The 25,552-nt window shown below is 29.3% G+C and carries 23 protein-coding genes; 7 read left to right on the forward strand and 16 right to left on the reverse strand.

Annotated features, from left to right (window positions below; all coding sequences use genetic code 11):
• Nucleotides 1–22 precede the first annotated feature (22 nt).
• Together yabG and B8978_RS17880 are read right to left on the reverse strand one after the other, a co-directional pair.
• Entirely contained in the window at nt 23–910 is an 888-nt protein-coding gene (yabG, locus tag B8978_RS17875) for a sporulation peptidase YabG (RefSeq protein ID WP_084117654.1), read from the reverse strand.
• A 101-nt stretch (nt 911–1,011) separates the two neighbouring features.
• On the reverse strand, nt 1,012–2,016 hold the full coding sequence (locus B8978_RS17880) for a CotS family spore coat protein (RefSeq protein WP_084117655.1): 1,005 nt from the start codon (nt 2,014–2,016) through the stop codon (nt 1,012–1,014).
• Between the two features lie 124 nt (nt 2,017–2,140).
• Between B8978_RS17880 and B8978_RS17885 the strand changes: the two genes are divergently transcribed.
• Entirely contained in the window at nt 2,141–3,265 is a 1,125-nt protein-coding gene (locus B8978_RS17885) for a glycosyltransferase family 4 protein (protein ID WP_084117656.1), read from the forward strand.
• A 57-nt stretch (nt 3,266–3,322) separates the two neighbouring features.
• Here the strand turns inward: B8978_RS17885 and B8978_RS17890 are convergent, their stop codons facing one another.
• From B8978_RS17890 to B8978_RS17900, 3 genes are read right to left on the reverse strand one after another with little or no spacing between them, the layout of a single operon-like run.
• On the reverse strand, nt 3,323–4,348 hold the full coding sequence (locus tag B8978_RS17890; RefSeq protein ID WP_084117657.1) for a CotS family spore coat protein: 1,026 nt from the start codon (nt 4,346–4,348) through the stop codon (nt 3,323–3,325).
• Complete coding sequence (locus B8978_RS17895; RefSeq protein WP_084117658.1) at nt 4,342–5,118, reverse strand: Hcp family type VI secretion system effector; 777 nt, start codon at nt 5,116–5,118, stop codon at nt 4,342–4,344. Before B8978_RS17895 ends, B8978_RS17890 begins: the two co-directional genes overlap by 7 nt.
• 29 nt (nt 5,119–5,147) lie before the next feature.
• Nucleotides 5,148–6,158 carry a CotS family spore coat protein gene (locus B8978_RS17900; protein ID WP_084117659.1) on the reverse strand — a complete coding sequence of 337 codons (1,011 nt, stop codon included), beginning with the start codon at nt 6,156–6,158 and terminating at the stop codon, nt 5,148–5,150.
• A 140-nt stretch (nt 6,159–6,298) separates the two neighbouring features.
• Between B8978_RS17900 and B8978_RS17905 the strand changes: the two genes are divergently transcribed.
• Nucleotides 6,299–7,444: a glycosyltransferase family 4 protein gene (locus B8978_RS17905; RefSeq protein ID WP_084117660.1), complete on the forward strand. Its 1,146-nt coding sequence runs from the start codon at nt 6,299–6,301 to the stop codon at nt 7,442–7,444.
• Nucleotides 7,445–7,508: 64 nt separating this feature from the next.
• On the opposite strand, the gene B8978_RS17910 is transcribed toward B8978_RS17905, so the two are convergent.
• The 11 genes from B8978_RS17910 to abc-f form a co-directional block, all read right to left on the reverse strand.
• Complete coding sequence (locus B8978_RS17910) at nt 7,509–8,801, reverse strand: ABC transporter substrate-binding protein (protein WP_176212746.1); 1,293 nt, start codon at nt 8,799–8,801, stop codon at nt 7,509–7,511.
• A 115-nt stretch (nt 8,802–8,916) separates the two neighbouring features.
• Nucleotides 8,917–10,293 (reverse strand): radical SAM/SPASM domain-containing protein, encoded by a 1,377-nt coding sequence (locus tag B8978_RS17915; RefSeq protein ID WP_084117662.1) that lies wholly within the window; start codon nt 10,291–10,293, stop codon nt 8,917–8,919.
• A 193-nt stretch (nt 10,294–10,486) separates the two neighbouring features.
• Nucleotides 10,487–11,026: a GNAT family N-acetyltransferase gene (locus B8978_RS17920; protein WP_084117663.1), complete on the reverse strand. Its 540-nt coding sequence runs from the start codon at nt 11,024–11,026 to the stop codon at nt 10,487–10,489.
• Nucleotides 11,027–11,063: 37 nt separating this feature from the next.
• Entirely contained in the window at nt 11,064–11,831 is a 768-nt protein-coding gene (gene larB / locus B8978_RS17925; RefSeq protein WP_084117664.1) for a nickel pincer cofactor biosynthesis protein LarB, read from the reverse strand.
• Between the two features lie 29 nt (nt 11,832–11,860).
• On the reverse strand, nt 11,861–13,069 hold the full coding sequence (larC, locus tag B8978_RS17930; protein ID WP_084117665.1) for a nickel pincer cofactor biosynthesis protein LarC: 1,209 nt from the start codon (nt 13,067–13,069) through the stop codon (nt 11,861–11,863).
• Nucleotides 13,050–13,964 (reverse strand): DMT family transporter, encoded by a 915-nt coding sequence (locus tag B8978_RS17935; RefSeq protein WP_084117666.1) that lies wholly within the window; start codon nt 13,962–13,964, stop codon nt 13,050–13,052. The genes larC and B8978_RS17935 overlap by 20 nt, the downstream gene beginning before the upstream one ends.
• A gap of 170 nt (nt 13,965–14,134) precedes the next feature.
• On the reverse strand, nt 14,135–14,974 hold the full coding sequence (nadC, locus tag B8978_RS17940) for a carboxylating nicotinate-nucleotide diphosphorylase (protein WP_084117667.1): 840 nt from the start codon (nt 14,972–14,974) through the stop codon (nt 14,135–14,137).
• The gene (locus B8978_RS17945) at nt 14,955–16,256 is read right to left on the reverse strand and encodes an L-aspartate oxidase (RefSeq protein WP_084117668.1); all 1,302 of its coding nucleotides are present in this window, start codon (nt 16,254–16,256) and stop codon (nt 14,955–14,957) included. Before B8978_RS17945 ends, nadC begins: the two co-directional genes overlap by 20 nt.
• Nucleotide 16,257: 1 nt before the next feature.
• Nucleotides 16,258–17,205, reverse strand: a complete 948-nt coding sequence (gene nadA, locus B8978_RS17950; protein WP_278327217.1) for a quinolinate synthase NadA — start codon at nt 17,203–17,205, stop codon at nt 16,258–16,260.
• Between the two features lie 197 nt (nt 17,206–17,402).
• Nucleotides 17,403–17,903, reverse strand: a complete 501-nt coding sequence (locus tag B8978_RS17955; RefSeq protein WP_084117670.1) for a hypothetical protein — start codon at nt 17,901–17,903, stop codon at nt 17,403–17,405.
• A 117-nt stretch (nt 17,904–18,020) separates the two neighbouring features.
• Nucleotides 18,021–19,742: a ribosomal protection-like ABC-F family protein gene (abc-f, locus tag B8978_RS17960; protein ID WP_084117671.1), complete on the reverse strand. Its 1,722-nt coding sequence runs from the start codon at nt 19,740–19,742 to the stop codon at nt 18,021–18,023.
• Nucleotides 19,743–20,115: 373 nt separating this feature from the next.
• Between abc-f and B8978_RS17965 the strand changes: the two genes are divergently transcribed.
• The 5 genes from B8978_RS17965 to B8978_RS17985 all read left to right on the forward strand — a co-directional run bounded on the left by B8978_RS17965 (nt 20,116) and on the right by B8978_RS17985 (nt 25,410).
• The gene (locus tag B8978_RS17965) at nt 20,116–21,333 is read left to right on the forward strand and encodes a sensor histidine kinase (RefSeq protein WP_176212747.1); all 1,218 of its coding nucleotides are present in this window, start codon (nt 20,116–20,118) and stop codon (nt 21,331–21,333) included.
• Nucleotides 21,326–21,979, forward strand: a complete 654-nt coding sequence (locus B8978_RS17970; protein ID WP_084117673.1) for a response regulator transcription factor — start codon at nt 21,326–21,328, stop codon at nt 21,977–21,979. Before B8978_RS17965 ends, B8978_RS17970 begins: the two co-directional genes overlap by 8 nt.
• Before the next feature lie 110 nt (nt 21,980–22,089).
• A complete protein-coding gene (locus tag B8978_RS17975) occupies nt 22,090–23,031 on the forward strand; it encodes an ABC transporter ATP-binding protein (RefSeq protein WP_084117674.1) in 942 nt (313 codons plus the stop codon).
• Between the two features lie 10 nt (nt 23,032–23,041).
• Nucleotides 23,042–24,232, forward strand: coding sequence for an ABC transporter permease (locus tag B8978_RS17980; RefSeq protein WP_084117675.1), 1,191 nt, complete (start codon nt 23,042–23,044; stop codon nt 24,230–24,232).
• Between the two features lie 11 nt (nt 24,233–24,243).
• Entirely contained in the window at nt 24,244–25,410 is a 1,167-nt protein-coding gene (locus B8978_RS17985) for an ABC transporter permease (RefSeq protein WP_084117676.1), read from the forward strand.
• The last annotated feature ends 142 nt before the right edge of the window (nt 25,411–25,552 follow it).

Genomic DNA, 25,552 nt, shown 5'->3' on the forward strand with positions numbered 1-25,552 from the left:
CAGTAAAGCCATGAGACTCAGTTTATCTAATGAATGCAGACTTTGGATACCCTTCTCTACATTTTCCACGGGTTTGTAACCCTCCAATACCTTTGTAGCCTGTTATAGTGTTTTTCACAACATCTTGTATGTTTACAATTTCATTTATACTTGTGTAAGCAACCTTTTGACATACAAAAACTGGATCAAGGCAATGAATTAGTACTCGTTCTGGTGAACTAGCGTAATTTGCGCCAGCGTCTAAGATTGCCTCATAGCAGCTCTGACATGCCCCTGCATATATTACTAAATTATCATAATTAGGTTCATATTCTCTAAGCCTGCAAACAGCTTCAACAAAATACTTTGAATTACGATAATTATTAAGATCTATATAGTCTTCTATATCTTTTGATATGCCATCGTGGCCAGTTGCGACAACAATATCTGGTTTTACTTCTTTTACAAGACTAAGTATCTTATCCGGTTGCTCACTTTCTGTAATAACTCTTCCTACTGCATCAATTGAAAGTTGCTTATATACCTTTAAACATACCTCTAAATAGGCAGCATCACCATCTATATGAAGTATTTTCCCTGGTCTTCTAAACGTCATGGATTTGTTATTATTTATCGGAGTAATTTTAATTTGTTTTGAACTTTTATGCTTTTTTTTTACATCTTTATTATCTCTTTCATTTATTATGCTTCTAATTGAATCATTTACCTTTTTATCAAATAAAATTTCTGCTCTACCAAAACTGTCCTCCTTAACTTCTTCTAAGTCTTCGCCATCTGCATCTGCTACTATTCTTAAATTTACTCCTTTTAACACGTAAATAATTTTATCATTTACATCTTTAACATCAATAATTTTAAACGTTATATCTTTGTTATAAGATTTTCTTACAACTGTATCCCCTATTTTCATATGATAAAATCCTAATTAATTGCTGTTATTATATGATATGAGAATATATATTTATTGTTACTTATTCATAATTTTTAAGGAGACAGCAATATTTAATAATTCTAATTTTGCTGATCATACATTTCTTTAAAGTCTTCTATAAATTTAGTATATTTTTCCCTTTCCTCTATTAGTTCCTGTATTTTATTATTAAACGTACTCTGTCCCCAGTTTACCTCATTATAATAAAAACGATTAGACAATCTCCAAAAACGTTGAGGGAAAAGAAGGAATGCAAATAATACCCTGTATTCTCTTTCCTCTAATGGACTAATATCATTATAGGCATCAATTATAAGTTTTGCATAGTCTATGTTCCAATCACATCTCTTAAGAACTTTTATCATATAATTTGATATATCATAAGCTCTTATTTCCCTTTTACAATAATCAAAATCAATAACATTAACCTTTTCTTCTTTGTCTATAATTATATTGTGATAAGTATAATCATGATGGCAAAACCCTTTTTCTTCCTCTGTCTTTTTGCATAGATTAATGTATTCAGAACTATTTAAAACCTTTATAGATTTTAATCCCATTTGTTTAAAGTAATCCACATTTTTTATATAACTCATATCAAAATCAGCTTTTCTTCCTTTTTTTCTTGCCATGTCCCTCATCTTTTCAAAAGATCTCACTCTTTTTTCCATAAGATGATTCCATCTTCCAAGATCAGTTTTAAGTTTACTATTTTCGGGTGGTTCATACCCTTTAGACCTTTCATGTAAAACTGCCAGTGTTTTAGACGAATTTATTAAGTCTTTCTTATCATAAAAATTACATTCCCTTCCTTCAATCCATTCAGAAAGAGTATATATATCTTCATTTACAAGTGCATAAGGGTTTCCTTCTGCATTAAGGCAGTATCTATCAACACCAGTAAATCCTTTTGAAATAAGATGCTCTTTAGCGGAATACACAAATAAAAGTTTTTGGATACCATAATCAATTTTTTTAAGACATTTAAATCCTTTATTTGTTTTTAAATAATACACCCCTCGATTGGGTTTTATTGATTCAATTTTAATATCAAATTGTCTCTCAATTTCAAACTCTCGCATCATCTTTATCACCTCCCATAAAATATGTATATGAGTATATTATTTTATTTAGAATATGGATTAATAACATTAACAATTCATCCTGCATTTTAATATAATGAATTGTAGAAATAATGAGGTAAGGCTTATGAAAATAGGTATTGATGCAAGAGCTGCTAAGTTATATAGAGGAACCGGTATTGGAACATATACCTTTGATCTAATAAATTCCTTAAATAATATTGATAATAAAAATGATTATATTCTTTTTATGCCAAATTGTGAAAATTTAGATATAAAATTCTCACAAAACTTTAAAATATGTAATGTAAATGAAGATTGCTCAGGAAATTTTTGGTCTAAAGTAAATGTTCCAAATAATTTAAATGAAAATGATATGAAATTATATCATGTTCCTCAAAATGGTGTTGGCTTACCACTTGAAAAAAAATGTCCATTTATTATAACCCTTCACGATGTAATCCCACTTAGAATGCCAAACACTGTTAGTGATAAATATCTCCATATATTTAATGAGGAACTTCCTAATATACTTAAATTATGTGATGGTATAATAACTGTTTCAAATTTTTCAAAAAAAGACATTTCAAAAGCTTTTAATTTTCCCCAAGATAAAATACATGTAACCTATCTTGCGGCTGAAGAAATTTATAAACCACTAGATAAAGATTTAAGCTCAAGTATAATAAAAAAATTCTATGGTTTATCTGGAGACTTCATATTATACGTTGGTGGCTTTAGCCCTAGAAAAAACATTGTTGGTGTTCTTTATGCTTTTTCAAAACTTTTATCAAAGTCTTCAAAGGATTTGAAACTTGTTATCGCTGGGAAAAAAGGGATGTCTTTTGAAAAGTATAAATCTATTACTGAAAAACTTAAAATCGAAAATAACGTTATTTATCCAGGTTTCATTCCACTTGAGCATATGCCATATCTGTACAACTCCGCTAAACTATTTGTATATTTATCCTTTTATGAAGGTTTTGGCCTTCCACCTATTGAAGCCATGGCTTCAGGTATCCCCGTAATTGCATCTAATGTAACTTCTTTACCTGAGATATTAAATGACTGTGCGCTACTAGTAAACCCCTACAATGAAGATGATATCTGCGAAGCCTTATATAGAGGAATGTACGATGAAGCTTTAAGACAGGATATGATAAATAAGGGATTGTTATTAACAAGTAAGTTAAGGTGGGAAAATACAGCAAGAGAAACCTTAAAAATATATAAATCTATTGCTGATAAATAATTATAAAAAATGTGTATCAAAAGCTTAACCTTTGATACACATTTTCATAATATTATCTTAAATCTTTATTTTCTTATTAAAGTCGCTTAAGAAGTCAACTCGATCATCCTCTAGCTTAATCTTCCTATCTAACTTGGAAACAAACACTCTTTCATCCCACTCTTTTCTCCTTGTATAATAGTCTTTTGATATTTCATAAAAATCTTGTGGAAAAGTCAGCATGCTGTATAGAATGTTTATCTCATTATTGTTTAGAGTATTTGATAACCTATAATTTTCTATAATAATCTTAACCTTGTCAATATCAAATGAGAAACTTTTTATAACCTTGTTAATAAAATTACATATATCATGAATTTTTAAATCTATAACTGCAAAATCGAAATCTATGAAATATGCATTGTCTTCTTTTATTATTACATTATGATGTGCTAAATCATGGTGACAAAGAGCTATTTTATCCTCCTCACTGCACAACTTATAATATAAGTTTTTATTTAAAAGCCCTATGCTATCTTCTATTTTGTTAATATAACTATTCACATTTTTTAAGAAAATATCATCAAATTCACTCTTGTTTTCGTAAAGATTGGCCATGTTCTTAAAAAACATCATTTCTTCTTTCTTCCTATTTAAACTTGTTATTAAATTTCCACATACATATTTACTTGAAGTTTTGTCTCTAAAACCCTCTGATGCTTTGTGAAGTTCCCCAATTCCACGTGCTGCAATTGCGAGTTCCACTGGATTGCTAAACTCACATTCCTTTCCATCAACCATATTCATAATACAATACAATTCACCATTCCATTTTGTGCAAATGTCACCCTGTAAGTTTTTTTCAAATTCAATTACTCTCGTAAAATTTCTTTTTACATATTCCAGTGCATTAACTATAAATTTAAATTCTTCTAAAGTATAGTCAATCTTCTTAAGTATTTTATTGCCACTTTTAGTAATAAGCATATATGCTTTTCTAACAGGAATCACATCATAGACTTTAAAATTATATTTATCAAACAATCTAACATCCAAATCATATTTTGAAAGATAATTTTTATCTAGGTATCCTAAATCTAACATAAGCTTCCCTCCGACACCAAACTCTTTCCATCTCTTTTTATTGCATTGTTAATCTTTATCTCATAATATTCTATATTTAAAGGATTACTATTTAACCTATATCGTTCGCAACATTTCATATACTCATGAGGGTAAGAACATAATGCTTTCATAAACATGTTGCTGTTTTTATCAAACCCTTCAATCTTGCAAAAATAGTCAATTGCCTTATTGTAATCTATATAAGCACCAACTCTTTTAAGTTTTCTAATCAAATAAACTCCATCCATTTCTAACATATTATAAGCACATCTTTTTACGCTAGCTATCTCTAATCCGCTTCTAATTCTAATATTGTTAAAATATGTGTTCGTAAGGCATAACTCTGATCTTTTCATACTTCTTTTAACAAGTTCTATATAATTAGAGTTATTTACTATCTCCATGCACTCTTCAGCTCTTTTTAGGTAGATATCTGAATTTTTGAGTACAATAGCTTCAAAATCATTAATGTAAGTATTTGATTGTATTTTCTTCATTGTCTTTTTTAAATTTTTTAGAAGTACTTTATATTTTTCAACAGTTTTACCTATTTTATTATTAATAATTTTATATTCAAAACCATCGTAATTAATAGCTGCTAAATGAAACCTATAAATTGCATCCATTTGCTCTAAAACCTTATCTTCAGTAATATCACTTGTTATAGGATTTTCTTTAAAATTACCTATAATCTTAATATTTTTCTCAAGCAAATATTGCTCTAGACTTAATCTATTAACTTCACACATATACTCACCTCAAGCATATCATTAATAATTTAATTTCCGTATTTTAACGTTCTAAACTCCTCAACAAAATCTTGCCTTTCACATCTATCTAGCTCTATACGATTTAGCCTGCTCATAAAATTTTCTTCCTCCCAGGGCTGTCTCTCCCAATAATATTGAATTCCAATTTGCCAAAATTCTTGAGGGAATTCTATAAAGGCCGCCATAATCTGAATGTCATCTTTTAAAACTGTGTATATAGAATTATATATATCCAAAATGTAGATTGAACTTTTTAAATCCCATTTCCCATTTTTCATTTTTCTTATAAGCAGGCTAGATAAGTCATGTAGATGGGTGTCTAAAATACAATAATCAAAATCTATTATTGTTACCTCTTGATTTTTGCTTATTAGTACATTATGATGTGCATAATCATGGTGACAAAATCCATTTTTCTTAATTTCTTCTTTCATTTTTTCTATATAATTTGTTGATTTCAAATTTTCTATTGCTCTTTCCCCTCTTTTGATTTCATCACTTATCATGTTTTTATATTTAAAATCAAATTCTGTCTTTTTAGATTTCTCCTCTATTTTCATCTTAAAATCAAGAACTTCTTTGAGTCTTGTATTAAAAACCTCAACCCATTTACCCCAATTATATCTCGGATTCATATTTTTCGTTATGGTATAGTTTTCACTTTTTCTATGAAGATTTGCAAGTGTAGATGAGGCTAAAAGTAAATCTAAGGGATTATCGTAATTACATTCCCTAGCAGTAATCCACGGTGTAAGATAAGCGTAATGTTCCTCAAAGCTTATATATTCACTTCCAGTTTTGCTGCATATTATTTCTGCAACATTAGTAAAGCCGTTTGTTATTAGATGTTTAATTGCTTCTAGAATAAACAAAAAGTGCCCAAGTTCATAATGAATAACCTTAAGACAAAAATCTCCCTCCTTGCATTCTAGTCTATAAACATTTTTTATCTTTATAACATTAACTACATTTACATCATAATTAAAATTTACAAGCTTTGTAACCTCAAAACCATCCAAGGCTTTTGCCTCCAAAAACTATTATTATGCTTTTATTATATGAATTTATTTATAAGTGTGTGAATACTAGCACATTTGTAACTGAACAATAATATTATTAATATATGCAACATATTAATCAATTTTTGGGAGTCGATAATATGAAAATTGCTTTTGATGCCAGAGGCATAAACTGGTACAGGGGTACTGGTATTGGTACCTATACAGAAAATCTTCTTAAAAATCTTTTAACTTTGGATAAAATAAACAAGTACACACTCTTTTGGTCTGGTGCTGATTATGAAATGTTTCAAAAATCAAACACAAATGTAAAAATGGCGTCTAAAAGATATCACAGATTTTTTCAAGAACATTATTTCCCTTTAGATATAAAAAGCAATAATGTTGATATATATCATATCCCTCAAAATGGAATTGGGCTTTCAGAAAATATAAACTGTTTAAAGGTTGTTACAATCCATGATCTAATACCTTATATTATGCCCGAAACCGTTGGTAGAGGTTATTTAATAAAGTTTTTAAAGGATATGCCTAGAATTATAGATATGTCAGATGCCATAATAACTGTTTCTGAATGTTCAAAACTTGATATTTTAAAATTCTTCCCTGTAGATCCAAATAAAATTTTTGTTACGCCCTTAGCTGCTGATAAAATTTATACACCTTTAAACAAAAAATATTGTAAAGATTATATAAATAAAAAGTATGGAATTAACTATAATTTCATTTTGTATATAGGAGGCTTTAGTTCAAGAAAAAACGTAAGTTTACTTATTAAAGCTTTTGAAAAGATAAAACCTGAACTAGATGAAGATATTAATCTACTGATTTGTGGTGCTAAAAAGGATGAGATTGAAAACTTGGAAAAGATAAGTAAAAATTCAAAGGTTTCTTCAAATATTGTTTTTACAGATTACATTGAAAACCACGACCTTCCAATCTTTTATAATGCCGCTAAGATATTTGTATATCCTTCACTTTATGAAGGTTTTGGACTTCCTCCTCTTGAAGCTATGAAATGTGGTACTCCTGTTATAACTTCTAATATACCTTCTATACGTGAAATAGTTGGCAGTGGTGCAATAATGATAAATCCATCAGATATCGATGAGCTTTGCTCTAATATTTACAGTTTATTAACTAACAATGATAAACTTAAAAAATTATCTGAAAAAGCATTAATAGAAGCCGAAAATTTTTCATGGCTAAAAACTGCAGAGAAAACGTTAAAAGTTTATAACACATTATTTGAGAATAAGCTGCAAACTAATACTAACTTAGACTAGCGTTATCAAAAAATATGTCTTAAACTAAGAATTCTCCTGGCAAATGCCAGAAGAATTCTTAATATTATTTATCAATTATATTTGAAGTTTCAATTGTATTTTGTACGCTATATATATTTTGTTTTAAATCCTTATTTGAAGTAGCACTATCTATTGTAGCATTTTGTACCATATCCTTTATTTGAAGAAAATACTCATTATATTTTACATTTACAAGATTATTTGATTCATTAATTGCAATTTTTCCTAATTTTTTATTATAAAAACTATCCGTGTTATAAAATTTAATATTTGCATACTTCAATGTATTTGAAGTTAAATACCCATAGTTATCAAATAAAAGTGAATCATTCTCATCACTAGTAGTTAAAAATCTAATGAATTCCATTGCAGCTTTGTTTTTGGAAGCATTTTTTAAGGCCATTAAGTTTTCTCCAAACTCTACCACATCTCTATTTCCACCAGCCTCAAAGGCAGGCATCTTTTCCACATTAATTTTTCCTTTTAAATTTGTATATTTGTTTTCTATATCCCTTAAGGTGCTTAAATCAGAAACTATAGATAATGTATTTCCATCACCAAAGTTTTGCACATCAGAAAGTTTTTTACTATCATCATATAATATTTTATTATTGTAAGAATTAACTACTAACTCTGATGGTTTAATAGAATCTTCTAAATCTAATTTGTCATTGTCATCAAAATAATTCAAACCTAATTGTCGCATACCAATATTATAAAGACGGCTATTATTAAAATAATCCATTGATAACATAGCTTTTCCAGCTGCCTTTACAGGACCTGTACCTACATTTAAATATTCACTCCAGTATTTTATATCCCCGGATTTAACATTTAAAGTTCCTAATATGTCTTGTCTATATGCCACAAATACAGGATCAACGTACCATGGAAAAGCGTAAATCTTATTGCCATAGGTTGAATTATATATCTGATATTTTATATATGAATCACTTTTAAAATCTGATACATTTTCTGCATCAATTAAATTGTCTTTAAAACTTTTAACCATTGAAGGCACATCTGTATCTTCTAAACTTATAATATCGGGCACATCTGTTTTGTTCTTTAAATTTTTAGATAGATTATCCTTTATGCTATTTATATCCGAATTTGTTACATTTATCTCTACCTTGGGGTATTTTTTTTTAAAAATAGCAACTTCTTTGCCTAGTAATTCAGAATCTCTAGTAGAGCCCCATACATTAACTTTTCCACTTAATTCATTTGGCTTATTATTACTAGTAATTTCTTGCTTATTTTGTTTGCATGAAGTTATCCATACACTACTTATTGCTAACATTCCTATAATTAACATTCTTCTCATTTTATTCATTATCATTGCTCCTAATCTAACAAATTAACTATACTCATAATTCTAATTTTATGCAATGAAAATGTCCATACTTTTTTTCAAATTAATGACAATAAAATGAGTATTACTGTGATATTTACAATTTAGACATGTCGTAATTTCCCTTTTCGTCAAATACTTCTTTCCATGCTTTTTTTGCTTTTGGTTTAAATTCCTCAGAAAGCCTATCTAATTCATACATAAACTCCGGATCTTCCACCATTCTCGCAGCATTGGGATCAGTTGGATACGCTCCTGTCTTTGCAACAACTTCTCTTATAACCTCTGTATTATCAATCATCATACAAGGTAACAGCAAATTTCTATTGTAAGGTTGTCTATCCCTTAACTCTTTAAAATATTCAGTTTTAAATGCTTCCTTCAAAGGTTTATCCTTTATATTACATGTAGCAAAATGCGCAAAAATGCATGGTTCAACATCCTCTTTAGAATTAATATGGCAATAATATTTTCCAGCAATACAACCACCAACATATGGAGCATCGTTAAAGAAGTCTATTGTAAAGTAAGGTTTTTCTGTTCTTATCTTCCTTGTTCTTTCCCCAAGATACAATCTTTGCTCTGGTGTAAGCATAGTTTTTATGTTAGGATTTTCACCAACAGGCATGTATAAAAAATACCAACTCATTTTAGATCCCTTTTCTATTAACATATCAATAAATTTATCAGAGGTAACCGTGTCTATATTGTATCTAGTTGTTGCTGACGAAACTCCAAACAATACTCCTCTTTCCTTGAGCATATCCATTACATTCATAACTTTGTTAAAAACACCTTTTCCTCTCCTACCATCTGTTTCTTCTTCAAAACCCTCAAGTGAAAGCATTGGAACAACATTACCTAACTCTTTAATTTTATCTGCAACTTCTGGTGTAATAAGTGTTCCATTTGTAAAAGGAGTAAACATGACATCATTATATTTCTCATATATATTTAACATATATTTGTTTATAAATGGTTCTCCTCCTAAAATTATTATATAATAGATTCCAAGTTCCCTAGCCTCTTTTACTAATCTGTCAACCTCCTCTTCTGATATGTCATCTTCTTTACTGTAATTTCCAGCATAGCAACCTGTACATCTTAAATTGCACCTCATTGATGGACTTAAAAGAATTAAAAGGGGAACCTCTCCTCCTTCTTGTTCAAGTTTTGCTCTTTGATCCTTACCAAACCATACTGCATTTGCAAAAAAGTTTACAAAAAACTTTTTAAGGCAATTTTTATCTGTGTTTTTTACTATGTCTTGTACAAATTTTTGTGTTACTTTGTTTTCTTTATAATAATTATAAACAAAGTCTATTCTTGCTTTTTCGTCTGGATATTTTACTGTTTTTCTTATTAGAGAAAATATTTTTTCAATATTCTTCTCTGGATTCTTATCTAAAAGTTCTAAAGTGGAATTGATTAGTACTTCCTTTAAATTTTTTTCCATACTATCGATAATGTTCATTAAACGGCCTCCCTAAACTAATAAAGTAATGCATACACACCCTCTGCTAAAAACTTTTCATATAACAATATATTTTACTTATTCCTAAATAATTCTCAAAAAAACAAAAAGATAAGACCTTAAAATGAATTTAATCATTTTTAAGGTCTCATCCTTCTTAACTTATATATGGTTAAGATGTGTCTTAAAAAAATTATTGTTTCATAATCTTTTCAAACCTGAAGAAATCTTCTCCACCTGGTAATTTATTATCGTCTAATGCATGTGCACCAAGGTGATGTTTATTAAGATATTCTACAATTTTAAATCCACATTTATTTACATAAAAATGTATATTACGCTTTTCAAAGTATGGTGTATGAGTTTCCCAAACCTTTGTTTTAGGGTACTTCTCTTCAATAGCTTTCCAAGCTTTGTAACCAATGCCGCTACTATGTTCATTTGCATAAATGAAAAAGAAATCTAAGGAATTATGTTGTGTTATTTCATCTATAACAAGTACAGCCCCACCCATTTTTTTCCCATTAGCTAGTATATGATAAACAATAGAGCCAGAAGAATTAAAGGATTCTCCTATCTCTTTTTCAGAAGGAATAGGCTTATCTGAATTAGAGCCAAATGTTTCAACTATGGCCGCGGTAAATGCTTCCTGCAAGTCTCTTTTAAATTTTTGTAGTTCCTCTTTTTTAACAATAGCTAGTGTAACTGTGTTTTCTATATTAACTTGCATCATTAATTTTACCTCTTTCCTACTCTTTACATATCCATTTTCAACATTGCTTTAAATCATAACCTAATTTATTAATCATGCTAGCATTGTATCCAGCCCCAAAACCATTATCAATATTAACAACACTGACACCACTAGCACAACTGTTAAGCATTGAAAGTAGTGCTGAAAGTCCTCCAAAATTTGCTCCATATCCAACGCTAGTAGGAACTGCAATAACTGGTTTATCAACTAAACCACCTATAACACTTGCAAGAGCCCCTTCCATACCTGCAATTACAATAACAACTTTAGCACCCCTTATTAATTCCAATTTATCAAAAAGTCTATGTATGCCTGCAACACCAACATCTGTAATTCTTTCAACTCTGTTGCCAAACATTTCTGCTGTAATAGCTGCCTCTTCAGACACCCTAAGGTCTGAGGTTCCTGCTGTTACTACAGCTATATATGAATCTGTTAACTTATATTCCTTTTTCTTTACAAGCAATGTCCTAGATATTTCGTTATAAACTACTTCTGGGCATATTTTTTTAACTGCATTATACATTTCCTTAGACGCTCTTGTACCTAAAATATTATTGTTCTTTTTGTACATGGCTTCTACAATTCCTTTAACCTGTTCTACTGTTTTTCCTTCACAATATATAACTTCAGGATACCCAACTCTTAATTCTCTGTGATTATCAATCTTAGCATAACCAAGGTCTGTGTATGATAAATCTTTTATTTTTTCTAGTCCCTCATCTATACTAAGCTCTCCGTCTTTTATTTTTCTTAAAAATTCTCTCATATTCTCTGAATCCATATTTTCACCCACTCCACACGGCTTAGTTACTATTTATTAATTTCATCGTAAATTTCTTTTAATGTAACTTCATTTTTAATTGCAAGCTCCTTGCACTCAGTATACTCAGGTTTACTTTTAACTTTTTTACCTTTATAATATCCGTTTTTTATGGTTACCTCTCCATATTTAGTATTAATTTTGGCAAAATCCCTTTTTAGCATACTTTTTTCCACTTCATATTTTCTAAATCCTAAAGTTGAAGTTTCACATAATATAAATTCTTCAATTGCTTCATATTTTTCGTTATTTAAAAGTACACTTAATTTTACTGCCGGTCTTCCTTTTTTCATAATTATAGGAGTTAAAAATACATCTGCTGCTCCTTTTTGAAATAGCCCATCTATTATGTAATCATAAAATTCTGGATTCATATCATCTATATTGCACTCTAAAACGTATGCTTTTTCTACCTCTAAATTTTTGTCTTTATTGCTTTCTGCTAAAAATACCCTCAACACATTAGGTATATCTGTATCTCTTTTTCCTAAACCATAACCAACCTTTTTAATGCTGAACTCTTTATTATCACTATACTCATTAGCCATTGCCTTTAAAATGGCAGCACCTGTTGGTGTAGTTGTTTCAAACTGTACTTTTCCGGATTTAACAGGAACATCCTTTAAAATTTCTACAACTGCCGGAGCTGGAACAGGTATTATTCCATGCTCACATTTTACAAATCCACCTCCAAGTTCAATAGATGAACAGATGATTTTATCTACGTTTAAATAATCTATGGCAATAGCTGCTCCAACTGTGTCAACAATTGAATCAATTGCACCAACCTCATGAAAATGGACTTCATATAGCGGCTTATTATGAACCTTTGATTCAGCCTTTGCAACTTGCATAAATATATCCATACTCATTTTTTTTACTTTTTCACTAAGTTCACTTTTATATATTATTTCCTCTATTTCTTTAAGGCCTCTATGCTTATGAACATGTCCCTCATGTTCGTGCTGGTGCTCTTTTTCTTCTATGTTATGATGATGTTCTTCTGTAAGAATAACATCTACTTTTGTTCCCGAAATACCTTTTTTCATATCTCTACTCACTGTTATTTCATATCCACTTACATTTAATTTTTCTAGCTCGGAAATTATATAATCCTTTGGCACCCCAATATCAATTAATGCGCCTAGATTCATGTCTCCACTTATACCAGAAAAGCAATCATAATATAATATTTTCATCCTTGTTCCTCCCAATATTCTCTTCCTTTTTTACTACAGCTTTTGATAAAATAACCCTTAAATTTATAACAACCATCCCTAAAAATATAAGTATGCATCCGATTAAAACTCTTCCTGTTAGCCTATCTCCTATAAAGGTGGAGAAAATAGCACCAAAAACAGGTTCCGCTAAATATATTATTGCTGCATGAGATGGGTTTGTATATGGTTGCATTTTGTTTTGAATCAGGTATGCTATTACAGTACAAAAAATTGCTGTATACACTATACCAAACACAGATATAAAACTGAAATTGAAATTAAATTTTTCAACAATACCTGAGGGAATTATAGAAAATACACCTGTAGAGAAAAACTCTACAAAAGTGAGCAGGAGAATATCAACATTATTTGCATATTTATCAACAACCAAAATTTGAATTGAAAACATTATTGCTCCTAATATTGTTAAGGCATCTCCAATATTTAATGCCATCTTACCACTAAGTGACATTACTCCAAGACCTATTAATGATACCAATATTCCGACAATTATTCTAAAATCCGGAATTTTTTTGTACAATACGGCAATCAGAATTGGTACCATCACAACATTTAGACCAGTAATAAAACCAGATTTACTTGGTGTAGTATACACTAATCCAGCCGTTTGAAGCGCTGTTCCTCCAAAAACTGTAAATCCTATTATAGTTCCTGCTATAACCGTTTTTTTATTTATATTTTTAAATCTCTTAAAACAAAGTGGTAACAATATAATAGTCGCAAGCAAATATCTAAGCATTACAAAGGAGTATGGCAAAAAACCCTTCATTGCTAAACTTACTATAGGAAAACTAGATCCCCAAACTATGGTTGCTAAAAACAAACTTATATCAGCCTTAAATTCCTTGTTCATGTGTACTTACCCCTCGTATTATATAAAGTCATTTATAATTTTTATTATATCAAAATGAATATATATAGTATATAGAAGGATTTGTACGGTTGTAACAAAATAAAGTCCCTACATCAAACTATAGACAAGCTATGCGTTAGATTGTAGAAACTTTATTAAAATATATTATATTATTGTAACTTAACTAAGTTTTTCATACTCAAATCAAGTATTTTTGCTGAGTGCGTTATAAACCCTGTTGAAATGTAATCTACTCCTGTTTCTGCTAATGCTTTTACCGTATCAAGCTCCACATTACCAGAAACTTCAGTTAAAGCTTTCCCATTAATTAACTTTAGTGCTTCTCTTATAGTATTTAAATCCATATTATCAAGCATAATAATATCTGCCTTTGCTTCTATTGCTTCACGAACCTCTTGAAGGGACTCTGTTTCAACTTCTATTTTTTTTACAAAGGACACATTGTTTCTAACCATTTCAATAGCTGATTTTATTCCCCCTGCTGCGGCTATATGGTTATCTTTTATTAAAACACCATCGCTTAAATTGTATCTATGATTTTCTCCGCCGCCAATTTTAACAGCATATCTTTCTAATACTCTAAGGTTTGGTGTAGTCTTTCTTGTATCCAAAAGTTTTGTATTGGTCTCTTTTATCTTTAATACAAACTTATTTGTTATTGTTGCTATACCACTCATTCTTTGAAGTAAATTAAGAGCCACCCTTTCGCCACTTAAAACCGTTGAAGTTAAGCCTTCAATTGTTCCAATAATTTGTCCCGTTTTTATTCTTTCTCCATCTTTTGCTAAAAATTCAGCCTTAGCATCACCTAAAATTTCAAATACCCTCTTAAATACTTCTATACCACATAAAATTCCATCTTCTTTAGCTTTTAAATCAACTTTACAAACTTCATTTCCACTTATAATAGAATTTGTTGTTATATCATCATATGCACCATCTTCTAAAAGTGCATTTTTAATTATTTCATCAACTATTAATGAGTTCATTTTTTTTATCTCCTAACGCCTTGGCAAATGTATCTAAAACATATTTTAAATTTGTTTCTTCTATTGACTTAGCTTCTTCTATTTCTAACTTATGTTTTAAATTTATCATACTAGTTTTGTCAATCTTCTTATTTATATCAAGAGCCGCTCTCCTAGAGAACACTAAGCCCTCTAAAAGTGAATTGCTTGCAAGTCTATTGGCTCCATGAACTCCTGTACAACTTACTTCTCCACAAGCATATAAATTTTCCATTGATGTTTTGGAATTTAGATCAACGTCTATTCCACCCATAAAATAATGTTGAACTGGCGTTACGGGTATAGGTTTTTGTGTTATATCAAGACCTCTTTTTTTACATCCATTATAAATTCCAGGAAATCTGCTTTTTATGAATTTGTTTTCCATATGGCTTATATCAAGATACACACACTTTGAATTTGTATTTTTTTCTTCTTCCCATATTCTATTTGCAACTACATCTCTTGGAAGAAGTTCATCCACAAACCGTTTTTTATTTTTATTAACAAGATGAGCCCCTTCTCCTCTTAAAGATTCTGAAATAAGAAATTTTCTATCCTCTGAACCTCTTTCATAAAGTGCTGTTGGATGAAACTGAATATAATTTAAATTTGAAAGTTTAATATTATTTTTAATGGCAATTGCAATGCCATCACCTGTCATACATCTTCTATTAGTTGAATTGTTAAAGAGTCCCCCTATACCACCTGTGGCAAGTATAGTAAATTTAGAATGTATAGTATGAACTTGATTTTCTTTTATTACTACTCCTCCAGCACACATTCCTTCATACTTTAGTATGTCCACTAAAGTAGTATTTTCATACAGAATTATGTTTTCTCTTTTTTCTACCTCTTTAAATAAAGTCTCAAAAACTCTCTTTCCAGTTACATCTGCAGAATGAACTATTCTATTTATAGTATGGGCGCCTTCTCTAGTATAATCAAAATCTTCTCCATCTTTATCAAATTCCATTCCTAATTCCATAAGGATGTCTATGTTTTTTATTGACTCTTCTGCTAAAACTCTTACAGCTTCAATTTTGTTTTTCCCCTTGCCTGCTTTCATTGTATCCTCTACAAAAAGATCAATATCATCTTTATTTTTAGCTTTTGAAATTCCTCCTTGTGCAAGGTACGTATTGCAATCATCTGCTTTAGTTTTTGAAATGAGTATAACTTTATATTTTTTGTCAATGTTAAGTGCTGCAAACATCCCTGCAACGCCATTTCCAATTACAAGTACATCTGAATATAAATCCATTTTAATCACTTCCTAAAATAAGCATATTTTCCAAGGCATTAGCTGCCTTTTTTCTAACAGCCTCATCTATATTTATCTCATATTTCATTTCCTCAAGACAGGCATATACATCTTCTAGTGTTGTTTTTTTCATGTTTTTGCATGTCATGCCTCTTATTCCTGTAAACTCTTTTCCTTGATTTTCTTTTTCAAGTTTATGAAGTACTCCCTCTTCTGTAACAATTAAAAATTCATTATCTTGACTTTCTTTAGCAAAGTTTATTATTCCACTAGTACTGCCTATATAATCTGCTAAATTTCTTACTTCACTTTTGCATTCCGGATGAACTAATACCTTTAATTTAGGATTGTCTTCCTTTGATCTTAAAACATTATCGGCAGTAATTCTATCATGAACGCAGCAATGCCCATTCCATAAAACAATCTTTTTATTAGGGACTTGTTCTTGAACATAAGAGCCTAAATTTTTATCTGGGATAAATATTATTTCATTAGCATCAATTTTATTTACTATTTTTATTGCATTTGACGAAGTGCAGCATATATCTGAAACTGCCTTTACTTCAACAGAAGAATTAACATAAGTAACTACCTTTGCATTTGGGTGCTCTTTTTTCATATTTAATACCTGCTCTACTTCAGCCATATCTGCCATGGGACATCCGGCTTCTTTAACAGGTAATAAGACCGTCTTATTTGGTGATAAAACCTTAGCACTCTCTGCCATAAATCTTACTCCACAAAAAACAATTATATCTGCTGAATTTTCTTTTGCTTTTCTACTAAGTTCAAAAGAATCACCTACAAAATCTGCTATATCTTGAATTTCTCCTACTTGATAATAATGAGCTAATATTATAGCGTTTTTTTCTTTTTTAAGTTTTAATATTTGCTCTTTTAAATATTGCGACATATTCACAACCTCCGTTTTAACTTTACAGCTGTATATACACTTTTTATATTAATATATCACTATAACTTTATATTATCAACCCGTATTTCCACTTATCTTAATCATAAGAAATAAACTTTTATTAGCAAGTCAGACAGTGAATAACTAAGAGATTCTAATAATAAGAAAAAAGGAAGTACATATGAAATAATCTCTATATCATAATATAAACTTCCTTTAACAAAAAAAATGCTTTAATCAGCTTTTTCTTCTTTATCTTGAGTTTGGTTTTGAGTTTTGTTATTATTTTCACTGTTTTCATTTGTGTCTTTATTGCACTTATGATCTTTTAGGTGACCATCCCACTTCTGTATCCTATCTTTAAATCTAGTTTTTATTTCTTCTCCCTTTTCCTTGGATATAGTGTTTTTCTGAACTTCGCTGTCTATGTACTTAATTTTTTCTTCTATCATCATATTTTTAACTTCGGATTCCGAATGTCCTTTTTCCTTTGCTATATCAAACAATGTCTTTCCTGATTTTATTCCTGCATCTAAATCTTGTTTTGATATACCTAGTCTTTCCAAAATACCCGGCATGTCACCTTTTTTATTAAACCCAGACCTCATTAAACTATGATTTGCATTTTTACAATCTTTTACACCTGTAGTAGTTGAAGCGTATGACATTACATTCGTTCCTAGTACAAGACAAATTGCTATAGCAGCAATACTTTTCCCATTTCTAATATTCATATCAAAAACCTCCTGTAAAGTTTATTACAGGGATATTGTACCCAATAAACTAAAATATATTTATGTTTCTTAATTATTAATAGCTATTTCCTAAATCTATGTCTAAAAAATGACTTCCTATTTAATTTTATTTTTTAAGACATTTAATTCTCTAGCTCTTTCCAAAAACTTGTTTGTTAAGACTTGTTTTTCTCCTTCCCCTAATTTTTCATCCAGTTTACCACTTAGAAAGCTTAACTCACATTCCAATATTCTAATATTATCCTTTATCTGTTTACGATTTTCACTTGATTTCATATTCTTATCTCTATTTAAATAATTTTTATAATTACCGTTATACACATCTATAGTTCCATTATTAAATTCAAGTATTTTATTTGAAATAGCATTTATAAAATATCTATCATGTGAAGCAAATATTATGCACCCCATAAATTCTTTGAATACTTCTTCTAATGCCTCTTTAGATTCTATGTCCATGTAATTTGTTGGTTCATCCAATACTAATACATTAACTCCTTCCAATATAATTTTTGCAAAAGAAACTCTAGCTTTTTCACCCATACTTAAATCTTTTACTTCTTTGTATATATCATTTCCTCTAAAAAGTAAGGAAGCCAATAAATTTCTAGCCTCTGTCAGATTTATATTGTTACTTAATATGACATTTTCTATGACACTCTTATTATAATAAAGATTATCTAGTTCTTGAGAAAAGTAGCCTATACTTAAAGATGGATTAACATTTAATTCTCCTGTATAATCCTTGTCTATGCCTTTCAAAATTTTAAGTAATGTACTTTTTCCTGTACCATTATTGCCAATTAATGCAATCTTATCTCCTTTCATCATATTAAAAGATACATCTTCAAATATATTTTCTTTATATTTCTTATTAAGTCCTATAACTTTAATTAAAAACTTAGGTGTTTTTTTGTTTATAAATTTCTTATTTATAATATTAAAATACGGTGGTACTGTTTTTTTAGGCTTTTCTACTCTCTCTTTTTCAATCCTTTCAAGTTCTTTTTCTTTAGCTCTTAAAACAGATACGTGCTTTTTTGCTTTTGATCTTAAAAAATCATTTTGTCCTGCAGCTTTATGTGCTTTTTCAAACCAAATTTTTCTTTCATCTATAATCTTATTTAGATGCTTAATTTTTTTATCTTGTTTTTCATATTCCTTAAATATGCTTTTTTCTTCTTCTTCTTTTTGAAGTTTATAACTTGAGTAATTCCCATTGTACTTTTTTAGTCCTATATGTGAAAGTTCCCAAATAATTGAGACTGTATTATCAAGAAAATATCTGTCATGAGATATTATAATAACAGTTTTGTTTAATTTATTTATTTTATTTTCAAGCCATTTTTGCCCGTATATGTCCATATGATTGGTAGGCTCATCTAAAATAATTATATCAAAATCCTTAGTAAAAATTTCACATAGCATTAATTTAGTTTTCTCTCCACCACTTAGAGTATTTATTTTGTTAACCCATTTATCCTTAGTAAATCCTGAAGCCTCTAATGATTTCTTAAATTTAATTTCCTTGTCTTTATTTCTCTTAAATTTATTTAAAATATCATTGTTTACAGAAATATCTTTTAGTCCCTCATAAAACTGAGATAAATATTCTATCTTTATATTACTAGATGTGTATTCTACTTTACCTGAATCATATTCTAAAATTCCTGTGATTATTTTTGATAATGTTGTTTTTCCTGTTCCATTACTTCCAATTAGTCCTATTTTCTCATTTTTTTGTATTTCTCCACATACATCTTTTAAGATGTACTTTTCTCCATAAAGCTTACTTAATTCATTGAATTTTACATACATATAACCATCTCCAAAATAATTTTATTTTGAGATGATAGAAAAATACACTACATATTTTAATTCAAAAAAAATAAAACTACTCCCTAATTAGGTTGTAGTTCATACTATCAATATTATTTGTACCTATTAGCGTTTTTTAACTATCATCTCTTAAAATGTAGACTAACCCGTATACACTTTTCTGAGAAAACTATTAAATTAGTTGTTAGTTAAAAAACAATTATCCATTTCACACCTTTAAATACAATTTTTTATATTATATCACAAATAAGAAAAAGTAACAATTTTTTTCTTACAATTGCCTTATTTACAAATATATTTTAAACTAATGATTAGAGCTATGAAAAAACTAAAAAATACAGGCGGTGAATCAATGAAGAAAGAAAACGAATATCTATTTTTATTTATTAGATACTCAATATTTTTTTGTATATCATTATCAATAGTTACACTTAATGTAGACCATAAGCTTAACATTTTAAAACTAGTTATATATCTCTTAATTTACATTATAAACACGCAACTTAGAATATATTATCTTGGTGAACATAACCTTTTTATTATACTTTCTCTACTATTTGAAACACTTGTTATATGTTTGTTATACAATAGCTTTAAAGGTTTTACTTTTATCTATTTCTTTATAACTGTAATAGATGCTTCAACAATGCTTAAGAATGTAGAATCAATAATCATGAATTTAATTTTATATGTTGCTGTAGTTTTAATAAGTTTGCATCCTGACTATTCTAAACTTCAAAATTACACGTACATAAATGTAATTTTTAACACTATTGTAATTATTGGTGTTGGATCTCTTGGCAAATATATTAAGTCTCAAAAAGAAAAGAAGGTTGAAGCTCAAAAATTATATGATAAAATTAGAATTTCTGAGGAAAAACTTAAAGATGCTTACGAAAGGCTGGAGAGTTACTCTTCTACCGTGGAAGAAATAACTTTACTTAAAGAAAGAAATAGAATTTCAAGAGAAATACATGATACAGTTGGTCATACTTTATCAACCCTAATAATTCAGCTTCAGGCAGTCCCATTTTTGTGGAAATCAAATCCAAAAGAAGCTGAAACCATGCTTTCAAATATGCTTTCCTATACCAAAACTGGTCTTGAAGATGTTAGACGTGCAGTTAGAGAATTAAGTCCCTCAGCCTTTGATAAAGGCAGTGGTGTATTTTTGTTAAAAGAACTTATTATAAATTTTGAAAAAAATTCAAACGTTAAAGTGGATTTTAATGTTTCTAAAATGGTTTATGATTTAAATTCTGATCAAAGTTTTACACTTTATAGAGTGTTTCAAGAAAGTTTTAGTAATTCCATAAGACACGGAGGCGCAACTAATATAAAAATAAACATGAATTTTTCACCAAATGAAATTTATGTTCATATAAGAGATAATGGTACCTGCAGTAAAAACATGGAGAAAGGATTTGGATTAACAAATATGGAAAATAGGATAAATTTTATTGGTGGCACGTTCTCATACTTTAATCATGAAGCTCAAGGTTTTGAGATAAATATACTTATCCCTAAAAACCAAAATATAGCTGAACTTAAGGAGGGCAATAATGAATAAGATAAAAATAGCTATAGTTGATGATGAAAAACTTATAAGAGACAGCCTTAATATTATAATTGGTTCTGACCCTAACCTTGAAATTATTGGTCTTTGTGCTAATGGTGAGGAAGCATACAGCCTTTGCAAAAATAATCCTATTGATGTAGTCCTTATGGATATAAGAATGCCCAAAGTTGATGGTGTTACTGGTACAAAGCTTATAAAAGAAACTTCACCAAATACTAAGATTTTAATATTAACTACTTTTAATGATGACGAATACATTTTTGATGCAATGAAATTTGGAGCTAGCGGCTATCTATTAAAAGACACCTCTCATGAAGTAGTAATAGATAGCATTAAAGGGGTTCACCTTGGAAATATAATAATGAATCCAGAGGTGGCATCAAAAGTAATACAATCCAATTCATCAAATATGGCTGCTTCTATAGAAGATATAAAGCATACTTTTTCACTAACCTCTAGAGAAATTGATGTAATAAAAAGTATAAGCGAAGGATTAACCAATAAAGAAATTTCTGAAAGACTTTATGTTACGGAGGGAACTATTAAGAATTACATTACAGAGGTTTTATCTAAACTTCAACTTCGAGACAGAACTCAAATTGCTATATTTGCCTTCAAAAACAATATTATTAAGTAAAGAATCTTCAAACCATGACTTAAGTCATGGTTATTTTTTTAATCTTATGACCTAGTTCATTTTTTAAGCATTTATTAAAATTATATAATAAACACAAGAGGTGATTAGATATGACAATTTTGGAATTAAAAAATATAACTAAACGATATGACGATAAATTAGTGGTAGACAATATAAATTTTTCAATAGGCAAAGGAGAAACCTTTGGACTTCTAGGTCCTAATGGTGCAGGAAAATCCACAATTATTTCTATGATATGTGGGCTCGTAAAACCAGATCAAGGTGATGTTATAATTGATGGTTATTCCATCATAAAAAATCCAACCTTGGCAAAGAAAAGCATTGGTGTTGTACCTCAAGACATAGCCCTTTATGAAAGTTTAAGTGCAATTGATAATTTAAAATTTTGGGGAACCCTTTACGGGCTAAGTGGATCACTTTTAAAATCAAGAATTGATGAAGTTCTGGAGATTACAGGGTTAAAAGACAGAGCAAAGGATAAAATAAAAAATTATTCTGGTGGAATGAAAAGAAGAATTAACATTGCAGCTGCCTTTATGCATCACCCAAAACTACTTATAATGGATGAACCAACTGTTGGTATTGATCCTCAGTCTAGAAATCATATTTTAGAGTTTACTAAAAACCTTAACGAAAAATACGGAACTACAGTAATATACACAAGTCATTATATGGAGGAGGTTGAATCCCTTTGCAATAGGCTTATGATATTGGATGAAGGTAAGATTATAGCTGGTGGAACTCAAGATGAGATTAAAAGAATGATTTCAAATGAGGAAAATATTGAGATAAATCTAACAAATTATTCAAATGAAATTCAGCTAAAGTTAAGAGCTCTTAAAAATGTTAGCGGGATTAATTTTAAAGATGGACTATTAACAATAATTATAAACAGTTCTAATAAAAATGGCATTCAAGACATTATTGATATTTTAATTCATAACAACGTTAAGATACAAAATTTAAATGTAAAAGTTCCTAATTTAGAAACCGTATTTTTAAAATTAACTGGCAAGAATCTAAGAGATTAGGGGGATAGGCATGAAGACTTTCAGTATTTTTATAAATTCATTAAAATTATTTTTAGTTAACATTAAAGTATATATTTTTGTATTTTTAATTGCTCCTTTAGTATTCTCTTTTATGTATGGAACACTTTATAAAAATATATTAAATCCAGATAGAACCATAAAAAAATTTACAGTAGCCTACGTAGATTTAAGTAACAATAAAGAATCAAAACCGTTAGAGAACATTTTTAATGAAGCTAAGCTTAATAAAATTATTTCTTTAGAAAAGCTTTCTACTACTAATGACGTAAATGATGCGTTATTACATGGAACGTATACTGCTGCGGTAATTATTCCAAAAAACTTTTCACAGAACATTGAAACTAATAAAAAAGCATCCATACAGGTATTAAAAGCACCTTCTGCTGGTGTAAATGGCGAAATTATATCTGACATAGTAACTTCCTACTGTTCTTATCTTAACACGAACAGCAGCGCTTACAGTGTTATTCTAGAGAATTCAAAAGACGAAACTTTAACTGAAAAAATATTTACTAGCCTGCTTCCTATAATAGACACTGATTTAAATAAAACTCATTTAAACTATATCTCTCTTCCAAAAGCTAAGGTTCTTACATTTAAGCAGCAATTTTCTTCAAGTATGCTAATAATGTTTAGTTTATTTATTGTTTTGACTCAGTCAAGTAGTATATTAAAGGAAAGAGAAAATGGAACTTTAAATCGAATATATTCAACGGCTACAAATAAATTGTGTTTTTATTTTGGAAAACTTCTAACTACCTTTATAATATCTACAGTACAAATATTATGTTTTTTAGTAGTTTCATCGCTATTTATAGACGTAAACTTTGGAAACAATTTTACCCTTATTCCAATTGTAATAGCCCATGCCATCATAATCACAGCCTTTACCGCTATAATAATAACTCTATTTAAAAGCATAAATCTAATCTCAGTACTAGTTAGCCTTATTGTAGTTATAATGTCAATGTTTTCAGGAAGCTTTTTCCCTACCGATTATTACACTGGATTTATGAGAGAAGTTCCTCATTTTACAATCAATTATTGGATTAATAATCTTTATTCTAGCAACATGCTTAACGATAGTTTTTCTTCTATTGTAGGAGTTCTCGCCATAATATTAGTTATTGCTTCCTTATGCATTTCCTTTGGCGCTATAAAACTAAAGTATGAATATTAGGAGGATTTAGTATGCAAGTTTTCAAATTAACCATATTACACTTAAAAAGAATGATTTCTAATAAGAGCGTGCTTTTATTAACGCTTTTAATGCCAATGTTTGTCATGTGTCTAGTTACCTTTTTTTCTGGCAGTGGAAATAATAATGACAATACAAACGTACTTTATATTGATTTTGTAAATAAAGACAATGGACAAATGGGTAATAATTTAATACAAGAATTTAAAAATTCTCCAAACTTTAATGTATATGTAGCAAACCAAGCTGATGCAAAATATAGAGTTGAACATAATGTAGTTGCAGAAGCGATAATGATACCTCATAATTTTTCTGAGTCTTTAAAGAATGGCTCTGAACCAAATATACAAGTTCTAACATTAAGCAGTGGAAACACAAATTTGATAGCAGATAATAAAATTAATTCTTTTATAAATGAAAATTTAATTTCAAAACAAATCTCAGCAAGTTTAAAATCAAAGCTTCCACCATCAAATAATATTGTAGCTGAACTTTCAAAGACAGTGGCCTCTAACAAGATAATGGCCACCTCACAGACAGTTAAAAAGAATAAAACGAATTCGCTTGGAAATCAAATCTCTATTAACCTTTGTATTAGTTTTATGATGTTTACTGTAATATTTATAGTTAACGAAGTTATAGCAAGAAAAGATGACAAAACTTTAAAAAGAAGCCTTAGCACTCCTAATAGCAAATTTGTATTGCTTTTTTCAATAGTTTTAGCCTTTTTAATAGTAGGATGGCTACAAGTATTGCTTATGATTGGTAGCACAACCTTACTATTTAAGTTAAGCTGGGGAAGTTCTATTCCTGCACTTTTGATATTGTTTACTTCTCTTATACTTGTAGTACTTGGCCTCGGAGTTTTATTATGTAGACTTATAAAATCTCGTAATAATGCACCAATGATATGCCAAATGGTAATTCAGATAAGCTGTTTAATGGGTGGATCATATATGCCATTAGAATTCTTTCCACCTGTTCTTAAGCATGTTGCTTACTTTATGCCTCAAAGCTGGGCAGTTACAGCACTTACAGATGTGGTTCTTAATAACAAGGGGTTAATTTCGATACTTCCAAACATAGGGGTGTTACTCCTATTTGCAGTTGCCTTTTTTACTGCAGGAGCTTCTACTATAAGGGGAACGTTAGAAGATTGATTGTTCTTAGTACAAAGATATTGCGAAGCAAGAGTTAAAGATTTTCATCATAGCTAAAGCTAGATAAAAAGATTAAAGAAAGCCTTCGGCTAGATGAAAGCTTTGACGATGCTAAAGCCGTCAAAGGTGAGAGAAGTTACTT

Source organism: Clostridium acidisoli DSM 12555 (assembly GCF_900176305.1).
GTDB classification, from domain to species: Bacteria; Bacillota; Clostridia; order Clostridiales; family Clostridiaceae; genus Clostridium_I; species Clostridium_I acidisoli.

Coding starts and splice junctions, on each gene's coding strand:
- yabG (WP_084117654.1), bottom strand. CDS start 910: ATGAAAATAGGGGATACAGTTGTAAGAAAATCTTATAACAAAGATATA.
- B8978_RS17880 (WP_084117655.1), bottom strand. CDS start 2,016: ATGATGCGAGAGTTTGAAATTGAGAGACAATTTGATATTAAAATTGAA.
- B8978_RS17885 (WP_084117656.1), top strand. CDS start 2,141: ATGAAAATAGGTATTGATGCAAGAGCTGCTAAGTTATATAGAGGAACC.
- B8978_RS17890 (WP_084117657.1), bottom strand. CDS start 4,348: ATGTTAGATTTAGGATACCTAGATAAAAATTATCTTTCAAAATATGAT.
- B8978_RS17895 (WP_084117658.1), bottom strand. CDS start 5,118: ATGTGTGAAGTTAATAGATTAAGTCTAGAGCAATATTTGCTTGAGAAA.
- B8978_RS17905 (WP_084117660.1), top strand. CDS start 6,299: ATGAAAATTGCTTTTGATGCCAGAGGCATAAACTGGTACAGGGGTACT.
- B8978_RS17910 (WP_176212746.1), bottom strand. CDS start 8,801: ATGAATAAAATGAGAAGAATGTTAATTATAGGAATGTTAGCAATAAGT.
- B8978_RS17915 (WP_084117662.1), bottom strand. CDS start 10,293: ATGAACATTATCGATAGTATGGAAAAAAATTTAAAGGAAGTACTAATC.
- B8978_RS17920 (WP_084117663.1), bottom strand. CDS start 11,026: ATGATGCAAGTTAATATAGAAAACACAGTTACACTAGCTATTGTTAAA.
- larB (WP_084117664.1), bottom strand. CDS start 11,831: ATGGATTCAGAGAATATGAGAGAATTTTTAAGAAAAATAAAAGACGGA.
- larC (WP_084117665.1), bottom strand. CDS start 13,069: ATGAAAATATTATATTATGATTGCTTTTCTGGTATAAGTGGAGACATG.
- B8978_RS17935 (WP_084117666.1), bottom strand. CDS start 13,964: ATGAACAAGGAATTTAAGGCTGATATAAGTTTGTTTTTAGCAACCATA.
- nadC (WP_084117667.1), bottom strand. CDS start 14,974: ATGAACTCATTAATAGTTGATGAAATAATTAAAAATGCACTTTTAGAA.
- B8978_RS17945 (WP_084117668.1), bottom strand. CDS start 16,256: ATGGATTTATATTCAGATGTACTTGTAATTGGAAATGGCGTTGCAGGG.
- B8978_RS17955 (WP_084117670.1), bottom strand. CDS start 17,903: ATGAATATTAGAAATGGGAAAAGTATTGCTGCTATAGCAATTTGTCTT.
- abc-f (WP_084117671.1), bottom strand. CDS start 19,742: ATGTATGTAAAATTCAATGAATTAAGTAAGCTTTATGGAGAAAAGTAC.
- B8978_RS17965 (WP_176212747.1), top strand. CDS start 20,116: ATGAAGAAAGAAAACGAATATCTATTTTTATTTATTAGATACTCAATA.
- B8978_RS17970 (WP_084117673.1), top strand. CDS start 21,326: ATGAATAAGATAAAAATAGCTATAGTTGATGATGAAAAACTTATAAGA.
- B8978_RS17975 (WP_084117674.1), top strand. CDS start 22,090: ATGACAATTTTGGAATTAAAAAATATAACTAAACGATATGACGATAAA.
- B8978_RS17980 (WP_084117675.1), top strand. CDS start 23,042: ATGAAGACTTTCAGTATTTTTATAAATTCATTAAAATTATTTTTAGTT.
- B8978_RS17985 (WP_084117676.1), top strand. CDS start 24,244: ATGCAAGTTTTCAAATTAACCATATTACACTTAAAAAGAATGATTTCT.